The organism is Paenibacillus sp. FSL H3-0329, from assembly GCF_037963285.1.
Classification (GTDB): Bacteria; Bacillota; Bacilli; order Paenibacillales; family Paenibacillaceae; genus Paenibacillus_AQ; species Paenibacillus_AQ odorifer.
Genome location: NZ_CP150150.1, coordinates 6,264,069 through 6,277,659 on the forward strand (window position 1 = coordinate 6,264,069; position 13,591 = coordinate 6,277,659).

6 protein-coding genes, 1 tRNA gene and 3 rRNA genes are annotated in these 13,591 nt (G+C 47.7%); 1 reads left to right on the forward strand and 9 read right to left on the reverse strand.

Features of this window, described 5'->3' with window-relative positions:
* Positions 1-324 precede the first annotated feature (324 nt).
* The 4 genes from rrf to NSQ66_RS27805 form a co-directional block, all read right to left on the reverse strand.
* A 5S ribosomal RNA gene (rrf, locus tag NSQ66_RS27790) occupies positions 325-441 on the reverse strand.
* Between the two features lie 129 nt (positions 442-570).
* Positions 571-3,496: ribosomal RNA gene (locus NSQ66_RS27795) — 23S ribosomal RNA — on the reverse strand.
* Between the two features lie 142 nt (positions 3,497-3,638).
* Positions 3,639-3,714: transfer RNA gene (locus NSQ66_RS27800), tRNA-Ala, on the reverse strand.
* A 101-nt stretch (positions 3,715-3,815) separates the two neighbouring features.
* Positions 3,816-5,373, reverse strand: a 16S ribosomal RNA gene (locus NSQ66_RS27805).
* The 16S, 23S and 5S rRNA genes sit together here with 1 tRNA gene alongside, the layout of an rRNA operon.
* Positions 5,374-5,777: 404 nt before the next feature.
* Between NSQ66_RS27805 and NSQ66_RS27810 the strand changes: the two genes are divergently transcribed.
* Positions 5,778-7,034 (forward strand): MFS transporter, encoded by a 1,257-nt coding sequence (locus tag NSQ66_RS27810; RefSeq protein WP_036678676.1) that lies wholly within the window; start codon positions 5,778-5,780, stop codon positions 7,032-7,034.
* A gap of 4 nt (positions 7,035-7,038) precedes the next feature.
* Here the strand turns inward: NSQ66_RS27810 and NSQ66_RS27815 are convergent, their stop codons facing one another.
* The 5 genes from NSQ66_RS27815 to ligA all read right to left on the reverse strand — a co-directional run bounded on the left by NSQ66_RS27815 (position 7,039) and on the right by ligA (position 13,574).
* Positions 7,039-8,898: a PBP1A family penicillin-binding protein gene (locus NSQ66_RS27815; protein ID WP_339279486.1), complete on the reverse strand. Its 1,860-nt coding sequence runs from the start codon at positions 8,896-8,898 to the stop codon at positions 7,039-7,041.
* Positions 8,895-9,479, reverse strand: coding sequence for a hypothetical protein (locus NSQ66_RS27820; protein WP_076123746.1), 585 nt, complete (start codon positions 9,477-9,479; stop codon positions 8,895-8,897). Before NSQ66_RS27820 ends, NSQ66_RS27815 begins: the two co-directional genes overlap by 4 nt.
* Before the next feature lie 62 nt (positions 9,480-9,541).
* Positions 9,542-10,654, reverse strand: coding sequence for a HAMP domain-containing sensor histidine kinase (locus tag NSQ66_RS27825; protein ID WP_076123748.1), 1,113 nt, complete (start codon positions 10,652-10,654; stop codon positions 9,542-9,544).
* 19 nt (positions 10,655-10,673) lie between these two features.
* A complete protein-coding gene (locus NSQ66_RS27830) occupies positions 10,674-11,381 on the reverse strand; it encodes a response regulator transcription factor (protein WP_036678667.1) in 708 nt (235 codons plus the stop codon).
* A 180-nt stretch (positions 11,382-11,561) separates the two neighbouring features.
* Positions 11,562-13,574, reverse strand: coding sequence for an NAD-dependent DNA ligase LigA (gene ligA, locus NSQ66_RS27835; protein WP_076222321.1), 2,013 nt, complete (start codon positions 13,572-13,574; stop codon positions 11,562-11,564).
* Between the last annotated feature and the right edge of the window lie 17 nt (positions 13,575-13,591).

Below are 13,591 nucleotides of genomic sequence, written 5' to 3' on the forward strand. Positions count from 1 at the left end.
TAGTTATCCACAGCTTTAAGGAGTTTCAAAAATAGTCTTGTAATCTTGTCCTATTCAAGTTAAAATAATTATCCACTTATCAATCCCTCTATCCACATAAATCTGACTATATCCACAGCAACCCGTGTATTACTTAGGTTTTCTGTTGACAGATCTACATAAATATGTACTTAATCCACACCATTCGGTGATTTTTTGCCTTTTAATTATCTATCCACATGTGCGTAAGTTTTCTGCAAATTCCAATGAATTATCCACAAGTTTTCCACAATCTATAATAGACGCAAAAAAGCCACTGTCGATTACTCAACAGTGGTCTTGTGTGCTTGGCAACGTCCTACTCTCCCAGGACCCTTCGGTCCAAGTACCATCGGCGCTGGAGGGCTTAACGGTCGTGTTCGGGATGGGTACGCGTGGAACCCCTCCGCTATCGCCACCAAACATGCGTCTGTGAAACAGACGCTGCCGCGTGAAATTCGGTTCATCACCAGAAGTGAGAATGAATTTCTAAGCGTGTTACAGGCTTAATCGCCTGAAAACTGAATCCGAAACGAATCTGCATTCTAAGTATAGGATAAGCCCTCGACCGATTAGTATTGGTCAGCTCCATGCATTGCTGCACTTCCACCTCCAACCTATCTACCTCGTCGTCTTCAAGGGGTCTTACTAATTGGGAAATCTCATCTTGAGGGGGGCTTCACGCTTAGATGCTTTCAGCGCTTATCCCGTCCGTACGTAGCTACCCAGCCATGCTCCTGGCGGAACAACTGGTGCACCAGCGGTACGTCCATCCCGGTCCTCTCGTACTAAGGACAGCTCCTCTCAAATTTCCTGCGCCCACGACAGATAGGGACCGAACTGTCTCACGACGTTCTGAACCCAGCTCGCGTACCGCTTTAATGGGCGAACAGCCCAACCCTTGGGACCTACTTCAGCCCCAGGATGCGATGAGCCGACATCGAGGTGCCAAACCTCCCCGTCGATGTGGACTCTTGGGGGAGATAAGCCTGTTATCCCCAGGGTAGCTTTTATCCGTTGAGCGATGGCCCTTCCATGCGGTACCACCGGATCACTAAGTCCGACTTTCGTCCCTGCTCGACTTGTAGGTCTCGCAGTCAAGCTCCCTTATGCCTTTGCACTCTGCGAATGATTTCCAACCATTCTGAGGGAACCTTGGAACGCCTCCGTTACTCTTTAGGAGGCGACCGCCCCAGTCAAACTGCCCGCCTGACACGGTCCCCGTACCCGGTAAGGGTACTAGGTTAGAACCTAGATACGATCAGGGTGGTATCCCAACGGCGCCTCCACCGAAGCTTGCGCTCCGATTTCTACGGCTCCCACCTATCCTGTACAGATCGTACCCAAATTCAATATCAAGCTGCAGTAAAGCTCCATGGGGTCTTTCCGTCTTGTCGCGGGTAACCTGCATCTTCACAGGTATTAAAATTTCACCGGATCTCTCGTTGAGACAGCGCCCAAGTCGTTACGCCATTCGTGCGGGTCAGAATTTACCTGACAAGGAATTTCGCTACCTTAGGACCGTTATAGTTACGGCCGCCGTTTACTGGGGCTTCGGTTCATAGCTTCGGGTTACCCCTAACCACTCCCCTTAACCTTCCAGCACCGGGCAGGCGTCAGCCCGTATACTTCGCCTTGCGGCTTCGCACAGACCTGTGTTTTTGCTAAACAGTCGCTTGGGCCTTTTCACTGCGGCCCCCTCGTGCTATTCACACTACCGGGGCACCCCTTCTCCCGAAGTTACGGGGTCATTTTGCCGAGTTCCTTAACGAGAGTTCTTCCGCGCGCCTTAGAATTCTCTTCTCGCCTACCTGTGTCGGTTTGCGGTACGGGCACCTTCTCCTGGCTAGAGGCTTTTCTTGGCAGTGTGAGATCATGACCTTCGCTACTATAATTTTCGCTCCCCATCACAGCCCAGCCTTATCGATGTGCGGATTTGCCTACACATCAGCCTCACTGCTTAGACGGACATCCATCAGTCCGCGTCACTACCCTCCTGCGTCACCCCATCGCTCATAGCGGATTACGGTGGTACAGTAATTTCAAACTGTTGTCCTTCGACTACGCCTTTCGGCCTCGCCTTAGGTCCCGACTTACCCTGAGCGGACGAGCCTTCCTCAGGAAACCTTGGGCTTTCGGCGGATCAGATTCTCACTGATCTTTTCGTTACTCATACCGGCATTCTCACTTGTGTAGTGTCCAGCGCTCTTTTCAGTACACCTTCAACCCCTACACAACGCTCCCCTACCCCAGATACATAGTATCTAGCCATAGCTTCGGTGGTGTGTTTAGCCCCGTTACATTTTCGGCGCAGAGTCACTCGACCAGTGAGCTATTACGCACTCTTTCAATGGTGGCTGCTTCTAAGCCAACATCCTGGTTGTCTGTGCAACTCCACATCCTTTCCCACTTAACACACACTTGGGGACCTTAGCTGATGGTCTGGGCTGTTTCCCTTTTGACAATGGATCTTAGCACTCACTGTCTGACTCCCGGCAATAAGTATATGGCATTCGGAGTTTGACTGAGCTTGGTAATCCTTGCGGACCCCGCACCCAATCAGTGCTCTACCTCCACTACTCTTATACCGAGGCTAGCCCTAAAGCTATTTCGGGGAGAACCAGCTATCTCCGAGTTCGATTGGAATTTCTCCGCTACCCCCACCTCATCCCCGCACTTTTCAACGTACGTGGGTTCGGGCCTCCAGTGCGTGTTACCGCACCTTCACCCTGGACAGGGGTAGATCACACGGTTTCGGGTCTACGTCCACATACTAAATCGCCCTATTCAGACTCGCTTTCGCTGCGGCTCCACCTTCTCGGCTTAACCTTGCATGTTAAACGTAACTCGCCGGTTCATTCTACAAAAGGCACGCCATCACCCATAGATCGGGCTCTGACTTTTTGTAAGCACACGGTTTCAGGTTCTATTTCACTCCCCTTCCGGGGTGCTTTTCACCTTTCCCTCACGGTACTGTTTCACTATCGGTCGCCAGGTAGTATTTAGCCTTAGCAGATGGTCCTGCTGGATTCATACGGGGTTTCACGTGCCCCGCACTACTCGGGATCCGTCTCGGAGAGAACACAGTTTAGGTTACAGGGCTTTTACCTCTATCGCGGGCCTTTCCAGACCTCTTCACCTACCATATTCCTTTGTAACTCCATGTGAGACGTCCCACAACCCCAAGAGGCAAGCCCCTTGGTTTAGGCTGTTCCGCGTTCGCTCGCCGCTACTGACGGAATCACTATTGTTTTCTCTTCCTCAGGGTACTTAGATGTTTCAGTTCCCCTGGTCTGCCTCTACACACCCTATGTATTCAGGTATGAGTAACTGCGAATTACCACAGCTGGGTTTCCCCATTCGGACACCCCCGGATCAAAGCTTGCTTACAGCTCCCCGAGGCAGTTTCGTTGTTCGCCACGTCCTTCGTCGGCTCCTGGCGCCTAGGCATCCTCCGTGTGCTCTTATTAGCTTAACCTTGATTCTTCCGAAGAAAAATCTCACTAATAACATTCACTTGTTTGCACAAGTTGCTAAAAGATGTTCTAAAACGCAAATTCGTTTCGGTATCCAGTTTTCAAGGATCAAGTGTATAGACATAACAAATAGATGAAGTTTGTTGGTGGAGCCAAGCGGGATCGAACCGCTGACCTCCTGCTTGCAAGGCAGGCGCTCTCCCAGCTGAGCTATGGCCCCGCAAATTCCATCAAAACCGAACAAATGGATACACGTTAATTAGTTGTGGAAGCTGAGCTTCCGATTTGAATGTTCTCATTGCAGAGAACGATTCTCCATAGAAAGGAGGTGATCCAGCCGCACCTTCCGATACGGCTACCTTGTTACGACTTCACCCCAATCATCTACCCCACCTTCGGCGGCTGGCTCCCTTGCGGGTTACCCCACCGACTTCGGGTGTTGTAAACTCTCGTGGTGTGACGGGCGGTGTGTACAAGACCCGGGAACGTATTCACCGCGGCATGCTGATCCGCGATTACTAGCAATTCCGACTTCATGCAGGCGAGTTGCAGCCTGCAATCCGAACTGAGACCGGCTTTGATGGGATTGGCTCCACCTCGCGGCTTCGCTTCCCGTTGTACCGGCCATTGTAGTACGTGTGTAGCCCAGGTCATAAGGGGCATGATGATTTGACGTCATCCCCACCTTCCTCCGGTTTGTCACCGGCAGTCACTCTAGAGTGCCCAGCATTACCTGCTGGCAACTAAAGTTAAGGGTTGCGCTCGTTGCGGGACTTAACCCAACATCTCACGACACGAGCTGACGACAACCATGCACCACCTGTCTCCTCTGTCCCGAAGGCCGCTGCTATCTCTAGCAGATTCAGAGGGATGTCAAGACCTGGTAAGGTTCTTCGCGTTGCTTCGAATTAAACCACATACTCCACTGCTTGTGCGGGTCCCCGTCAATTCCTTTGAGTTTCAGTCTTGCGACCGTACTCCCCAGGCGGAGTGCTTACTGTGTTAACTTCGGCACCAAGGGTATCGAAACCCCTAACACCTAGCACTCATCGTTTACGGCGTGGACTACCAGGGTATCTAATCCTGTTTGCTCCCCACGCTTTCGCGCCTCAGCGTCAGTTACAGCCCAGAAAGTCGCCTTCGCCACTGGTGTTCCTCCACATATCTACGCATTTCACCGCTACACGTGGAATTCCACTTTCCTCTTCTGTACTCAAGCCACCCAGTTTCCAGTGCGACCTCAGGTTGAGCCCAAGGTTTAAACACCAGACTTAAATAGCCGCCTGCGCGCGCTTTACGCCCAATAATTCCGGACAACGCTTGCCCCCTACGTATTACCGCGGCTGCTGGCACGTAGTTAGCCGGGGCTTTCTTCTCAGGTACCGTCACTCCGGTAGCAGTTACTCTACCGGACGTTCTTCCCTGGCAACAGAGCTTTACGATCCGAAAACCTTCATCACTCACGCGGCGTTGCTCCGTCAGGCTTTCGCCCATTGCGGAAGATTCCCTACTGCTGCCTCCCGTAGGAGTCTGGGCCGTGTCTCAGTCCCAGTGTGGCCGTTCACCCTCTCAGGTCGGCTACGCATCGTCGCCTTGGTGGGCCGTTACCCCACCAACTAGCTAATGCGCCGCAGGCCCATCCCTCAGTGACAGATTGCTCCGTCTTTCATTCTTCTCTCAGGAGAAAAAAGAAATTATCCGGTATTAGCTACCGTTTCCGGTAGTTATCCCAGTCTGAAGGGCAGGTTGCCTACGTGTTACTCACCCGTCCGCCGCTAAGTTATTTTGAAAGCAAGCTTTCAAAATAACTCCGCTCGACTTGCATGTATTAGGCACGCCGCCAGCGTTCGTCCTGAGCCAGGATCAAACTCTCCAATTAGTATTGAAAAGAGCGATATGCTCATTTTGAAACTGACGATTCATTAAATGAATCTTTTTAAAAATTAACGTGTTCCATTTGTTCAGTTTTCAAAGAACTTACTCCTAGCATTTTGACATTCAATGTCTCTTGCACAGGAATTAGAGTATATCATGTTTGTTTCTATCTTGTCAACTTATTTTTTCATCGCTTGTGTTTCGTATGTGCGATGCGTCGTAAGCACAAGAGATAATATACCATGCTGTCATTGAGTTTGCAAGCTTTTTTTGAAATAAAAAAATCATTCGTATAAATAACTTCCATACAACACAAATTGATACCATTCATCCATTATTTGTGGCTAAATAGAATTTATCGTATTCGCCAATCTTACCTTCTAACTATCAGTACAGAGAGGAGTCAAAATGAAGACCAAACCTACAGACGCTGCGTCCACGGTAGACAGCAAGGACAAGGAGCAGCGTAATCTGCAGCAGGCAACGATTTATAAAATTTTGTTAGCTGTCAGTTTTGTTCATTTATTTAATGATTCTATACAGGCAGTCATTCCAGCAATCTTCCCTATTCTCAAAGATAATCTTCTGCTCTCTTTCGCCCAGATTGGATGGATCTCATTCGCTTTAAATATGACGTCATCAGTAATCCAACCCGTCATTGGATATGCTGCAGACCGTAAACCCCGTCCTATATTATTACCACTGGGTATGTGCAGCACATTTCTAGGTGTACTTCTATTGGCTTATGCCAATAGCTATTTTCTGGTCTTATTCTCGGTTATCCTGATCGGATTCGGTTCAGCCACCTTCCACCCAGAGGGTATGCGTGTTGCTCATATGGCCGCAGGTCAGCGAAAGGGATTGTCGCAATCTATTTTTCAAGTGGGCGGCAATGCTGGACAGTCCCTGGGTCCAATGCTTACGAAATGGGTATTCATCCCCTTTGGCCAGATTGGTGCCCTAGGCTTCACGATCGTCGCGGCTGCCGGAATCGCTGTTCAGACCTATGTAGCTCGCTGGTATAGAGAAATGCTAGATGCCGGTTATACCTTTCATAAAAAATCAACAGCACGGGCAATCGACCCTGCCCGCCGAAAAAGCATACGAACAGCAACGATTATTCTTGTATTCCTAGTCTTTGTTAGGTCTTGGTATGGCGCTTCTATCGGCAGCTACTACGCCTTCTATCTAATGGACAAATATCAAATGACACTGGATAAAGCCCAAATCTATATTTTTATGTATTTGGCTGCTGGCGCAGTGGGTACATTTTTTGGGGGTCCGCTGGCTGACCGTTTTGGACGGCGTAATCTCATCTTACTGTCAATGGTCGGAACCGTTCCCTTTGCGCTTGCTCTACCCTTTGTAGGTCCATTATGGGCGGCTGTATTGCTGCTGATTGGCGGTTTCATACTTCTGTCCAGCTTCTCTGTTACCGTCATTTATGCTCAAATGCTATATCCGGGCAACATTGGCACAGTTTCAGGTCTGATCACGGGACTTGCTTTTGGACTCGGCGGGATCGGCTCATTAGTCCTCGGCAACCTCATTGATAGTATCGGGATTGCTAAAGTGTTCATCGCTTGCGGCTTCCTCCCGCTGCTTGGGTTTCTTGCCTTGCTGCTTCCTAGAGATGAGAAATTAGAAGAATGGGCGGCGCAATAACTTCTCAATGATCACTTAAGGCTTTACTCATTACTGTAGAAAATAGAGCGGCAGCCTTCCCGCTGCCTTCAGTCATATAATTATCCTGATTCGTACGATCAAAACCCATCCATACCGCAGCTGTCCACTCCGAAGTATAGCCTACAAACCAAAGATCCCGATTAGCTTTCTTGCTCACGCCAGCCAAGTCCAATTGGGTCGTACCGGTCTTTCCCGCTACTGGTCTGTTCATCTGCGCTTTTTTCCCTGTTCCTTCATTAACAACATTGCGTAACATAGCCGTCATCGCTTCTGCGGTACGCGGCGAGATTACCTGACGTGATTCAGAGGGATGAGTATACAAGACCTTCCCTTTTGAATCCGTTATGGAGCGCACCATATGAGCCGCATTAAATTTGCCTCCACTAGCAAAGACACTGTAGGCCTGGGCCATTTTTAGTGGAGAAACCCCATTATGAAGCCCCCCCAAAGCTATTGATAAATGATTGTCCTCCTCCGTCAGTACAATTCCTAATTTGGCGGCAAATTGCCGCGCAGAAGAGATTCCAACCTGCTTCAATACCCATACGGCTGGTGCATTGATGGATTTTTGCAAAGCTGTGTTCATTGTGACCTGACCTTGGTATATACCGTTCAAGTTCTCAGGTTTGTAGCTGCCATAAGCAACTCTACGGTCGGACAGCATACTATTCGGGTTGAATTTCCCGCTCTCCAGTGCAGGTCCATAATCAATGATCGGCTTAAAGCTAGAACCCGGCTGACGTGCATCAATAATAGCTCTGTTCAAATTGCCCTCGTTTTGATCTCGCCCACCAATCAATGCCACTACTTCTCCTGTACGATGATCCATTATGGTCATAGCTGCTTCTACCTGCTGATCTTTTCCGTCAGGTGGAAATGAAGCCTCTTTGAGAACGGCCTGCTCAAGTGCCTGCTGTGCTTTGATGTTCAAACCTGTAACTATAGTGTAGCCGCCTGTACGAAGCTCCTCTACGGATTTCCCTGTGATCTGAGCCGCTTCCTTAAGGGCGGCATCCACATAGTACACTCCGGCAACCCCATTTTCGACCGCAGCTGGAGGCTGATATTGTTTATTCATAGCTTCCTGCATTTGCCCATTCGTGATTAGTCGCTGATTGAACATCATCTTTAGCACTAGATTTCTTCTCGTTTTGGATAATGCACTATTGTCTACTGGGTTATAAATAGAGGGGCCTTTAGGGATTCCCGCCAGAGTGGCTATTTGCCAGATCTCCAATTTTTTCAGATCAGACACGCCGAAGTAACGCTTCGCTGCTGCTTTTACTCCAGATTGTCCCCTCCCCATATAAATCTGATTGAGGTACAGCTGCAAAATCTCACGTTTCGTCAGTCGCTGCTCCAAGGCAAAAGCAATAGCGGTTTCATTTAACTTGCGCAGCATATTCTTATCTCTGTTCAAATAAAGATTGCGAGCAAGCTGTTGAGTAATACTACTGCCACCTTCTGATAAACTCATGTCCAAGATATTTTTTAAGAACGCGCGTGATATCCCTTTATAATCGACCCCTTGATGGCTATAAAAACGGCGGTCTTCTACTGTTAAAAAGGTATCTATTAATAAAGCCGGCATCTCCTCAAGCTCTGCTGTAAGCCTATAACCCGAGCTCGGTAGCGGAGTCATTCGTATAACTGTTCCATCTGAAGCTGTGATGAGGCTTGATTCTGGCAATTGCAGCCTATCCTCATGCCGGTTAAGTACAATCCCCCCATACTGGTATACATAGAACAAAATCAAAAGCACCAATACCGTACTAATAACACTCACATCAAATAATAGGTACCCTACTCGCAATATCCGGGTGCGTGCATTCCATCTGCTCATGATTCGATAATCAGGTTCTCCAGGAACCGCTCCATACTCCGCACTTCATCATTCGCTGCTGCAAGAAGTGTATGTACTTCCGCCTCATCCTCTTCAACCTCACGGAGAGTGCGAAGTATCGCCCTAGTCCTTATTAATAAAGCTACTGCTGGTGTGTCCTCTATCCGCTTTGAGCTTGCACCTCTTTCTGGAACTTCTATTCTTTGCATTCGATTGAGGTTAGCAGCAATTTCACCTATTTCTCCTCCAGAGAGAACCTTGATGTTCTGGGCGACTCCTTTATCTGCCAGCTCCGAGGTTCCCACCACTAGCGAGCGCAAATCATCAGCCATTTTCTGTGAACGAAGAACATACAGCCCACCGAAGACTAGAATAAATAGAAGGATGGCACTAGGGGTTTGACCCATATGATTAATAACCCAATGAATAAGCCGGACAAAAAAGGCTCCTGATTGACCCGAATAATGAGAATACAGCAAAGCGACAGCTCGCTGGACAACAAAAAGAAAGGCAGCACTCAAAAGAGCGCAACCCATAAAAATATATAAATAGCTGATACGAACCGTCCGAAGTTTTGGCATGGTAGTTCCCTCCTTGTGCCACAAGGATAACTTCCAAATCTTAAGAACCCGCCATAGTTTTCTTAAGATTCTATGAAGAATGGGAAACGGGTAATAAAATCCGTGCGAAGAGATATACTTTCTACATAAATAACGCCATTGTGGCGTTCGATGATACTTTTGGCAATCGCAAGTCCAAGCCCTGAGCCGCCTGTATGCTGTGAACGCGACTTTTCTGCCCGATAGAATCGTTCAAAAATAAAAGGGATATCACTTTCCGCAATCCTCTCTCCGAAGTTGCTAATACGGACCACAGCATCATTTTCCTTTTTACTGAAACCTATCTCCAATTTCCCGCCGCTTCTGCCGTAACGGATCGCGTTAGTAATCAAATTTTCATAAGCACGTACTAATTCTTTAGGCGAAGCCTCTATCCATAACTCATCAGCAACGTCCTCGATTTCATAGATCATATCCGCCTTTGTTAGTTCAGGAACTGACTCCTCCGCCAGCTGCCGTATGAAGGCCTTCAAATCCAATCTCTGCATAACCAAAGGGTACTCTCCACTATTTACACGTGTGTATTCAAAAAGATCATCGATCAGTTTACGCAGCACCAGGGATTTGTTGTAGGCTATATCCACGTAATACCGGATTTCCGCTTCTTCCTGACATCGATCTTGTTCAATGTATTCCAGAAAGCCCAAGACAGAGGTAAGCGGGGTGCGTAAATCATGGGAAACACCTGTGATCAAGTCATTTTTCGCATTTACAGCTTTACGTTCCTCCTCTATGGAGTGCTGCAAACGCTCAGCCATTTCATTAATATTCTCAGCCAGCACACCCAGCTCATCTGTGGTTCTGACTTCAATTCTATGGGACATCCCGGAGCTTGTAATTTCTCGAATCCCTTTTGTGATCTCTTCCAGATACAGCACAACTTTACGAGTGTAGATAAAAAAGAATAATAAAAAGCTGATAATACCCGCTGCTGTCATTAGTGGCATAGAGCCAATATGATTAATAATCCAGCGCAGTATGCGTGAATAGGGAGCCGACTCTGAAGCCGGATTTAGATAGATCATAAAGTTGACGAGTTGGTACCCTGCCATGAGCAGCAAAGCGCCCGAAAGCACACTCAGCAAAAAAGCAAACATAAACTTCCAGCGAATCGTCGTTATATATTTAGAATTCAAGAAGCCTCACCTAATCCTTTCAGGAAGGTCCGTCTAATTTATAGCCAACTCCCCAGACGGTTTGTATATAACGTGGGCGTTTCGAATCGATTTCGATTTTGTCTCGGAGATTACGAATATGTACCATCACTGTGTTACCGCCATCTAAAAAGGGTTCATTCCATACCTTATTGTAAATTTGCTCCAAGCTAAGCACTTGACCTTGGTGTCTCGCTAAAAGCTCTAGAATAGAGAATTCCCGCGGAGTCAGTTTAATCTTCTGCTGGTCTACATACACCTCATGCTTAGACGTATCTATAGTCAGATCCTCAAAGCTTAGTTTGCTGTCGTTTCCCAACGTATTACTATCCTTATTAAATCCGTGATAACGGCGCAACTGTGATTTTACTCGTGCCACAATCTCCAAAGGATTAAACGGCTTGCCCACGTAGTCATCTGCCCCGAGGCTCAGGCCGGAGATCTTGTCCATATCTGTATTTTTGGCTGATAGTATGATAATTGGCATTTTCCGCTCTTCACGGATCTTCATACATGCAGCTAGCCCGTCCATTTTAGGCATCATGACATCAAGAATAATTAGATCAACTTCCTCTTTCTGCAGACATTCCAGCGCTTCCATTCCATCATAAGCCTTTAGCAGTCTATAGCCTTCATTACAGAGATAAATCGTTAACAGTTCTACAATTTCCTTCTCATCGTCTACTAACAATATCGTTTCTCTCTTCACAGGAAGGGTTTCCTTTCAAATATAGTAATAAATATCTATAGCTATATATTAGCAGATCATCCGAATTTTTTTCTAAAAATGAAACGTTTAGTTGTAATCCACGCAAAAAAGGCCCCTGCTCCTCTCGTACTTAAACGAAATGGAACCGGGAACCTTTTGGAATCGAATATAGTTTGTTACTTACATATCCAACAAGCGAATTAGCTCATCTTCATCCTCAATGACCTGAATGCCTAACTGCTGCGCTTTAGCCAGCTTACTGCCAGCTTTTTCACCAGCAATAACTAAATCCGTCTTCTTCGACACACTTCCCGACACCTTTGCTCCGAGTGCTTCCAGACGTTCAGCTGCTTCATCTCGGGTAAGCTTTTGCAAGGAACCGGTCAATACGACCGTTTTGCCACTAAAGAAGGAATCGGTACTAACAGGACGTGGCGCCTCAGGAGCCTTTGCTTCCACACCCAACGTCCGCAAGCGGGAAACATTAGCTACTACAACTGGGTCTGCGAAGAAGCTGACAATGCTCTCGGCGACAATCCCACCAATGTCTGGTAACTCAGCGAGCTCCTCGGCTTTGGCTTGCATCACAGCATCCAGATCGCGGAAATGATCAGCCAACATCTTCGTCGTTGCTTTACCTGTGTTAGGGATCCCTAACGCAAAGAGAAATGAAGCAAGATCTCTACCTTTGCTATCTTCTAAAGCTTGCAGCAAATTCTGTGCTTTTTTCTCACCAAAACGGTTCAGCTGTACAAGCTGCTCAAAGTTCAGTTCATACAGATCCGCAGAGTCATGTACATTAAGCTCATCATAGAGCTGACCCGCCGTCTTCTCACTAAACGTCTCGATATCCATCGCATCACGCGAAGCAAAGTGGGTGATCCGACTGATAATCTGCGGCCTACAATTCAGTTTATTGTTACAGAAAAGATGTGCTCCGCGCATTTCTAACGGATATCCACAAGCTGGACAGTCCTCAGGGAAAATAATCTCTCCACCGTCATTCTCCTCTGTTACCTTGCCGAGAATTTCTGGGATAACATCATTGGAACGGCGAATAAAGACCCGCGAACCTAAGGCGAATTTCAAGTTTTTGCGCTCAATATCACCCACATTATTCAGGGTGCAGTTCTGAACGGTAACTCCGGCAAGCTCTACAGCCTCAACCCGAGCCAGCGGAGTCACTTTACCTGTACGACCTACATTCCAGCTAACAGACTCCAGCACGGTCGTCGTTTCTTCGGCTTCAAATTTATAAGCAACTGCCCAACGCGGGAACTTGTCAGTGTAGCCAAGCACCTCACGGATCCGGAAATCCGTGACCTTAATTACAGCCCCATCAATGAGGTAATCAAGACTCGAACGACTTTCCTCGATTCCAGCGAGCTGCTCAGTTACATCATCAAAATCATTGCAGTAGGTCAGGTATGGGTTCACTTTAAATTTGTTATTCCGCAGAAAATCCATCATTTCCTGATGGTCAGCGAACTCCGCGCCTTCTGCAAAGCCTACATTATAGAAAAAAGCGTTCAAACGGCGGTCCGCAGTAGTCTTCGGATTAAGATTACGCAGTGCACCTGCTGCTGCATTACGCGCATTCTTCAGCGGCTCTGCAGCCCTTGTATTATAATCAGCCAGCACAGACAGATTCATAATCCCTTCACCCTGAACCTCAATGACCCCATCCTTGAAGGGAATCGTCAATGGAACGGATTTGATGGTCTTCACCTGTGCAAGTATTCCTTCGCCAACTACACCATTGCCACGCGTCGATGCCTGTTCGAGAACACCATTACGATAGGTTAAATTCAGCGTTAAGCCATCGAACTTCAGTTCTACTGCATAACAAGGATCAGGAAGAGGGTTGTCTGGATTCTTAAGATTGTATTCATTCACTAACCGGAGCACCCGGGTATTCCAGCTGCGCAGCTGTTCAATATTCTGTGCTTTATCCAGACTCCAAAGCGGTGCCAGATGCCGATGCGGCGTGAAGCCCTTAAGCAGCTCTCCACCTACACGTTGTGTAGGCGAATCTGGTAGCACGAAGCCACTCTCAGCCTCCAGTGCTACAAGCTTGTCGTATAAAACATCGTATTCCTTATCGCTGACTAGCGGTGCATCCAGCGTGTAGTAGTGGTAATTATAATTATTTAATTCCGCAACAAGCTCTTCCATCACATGCATAGCATCCATGCAGGTACATCCCTCCG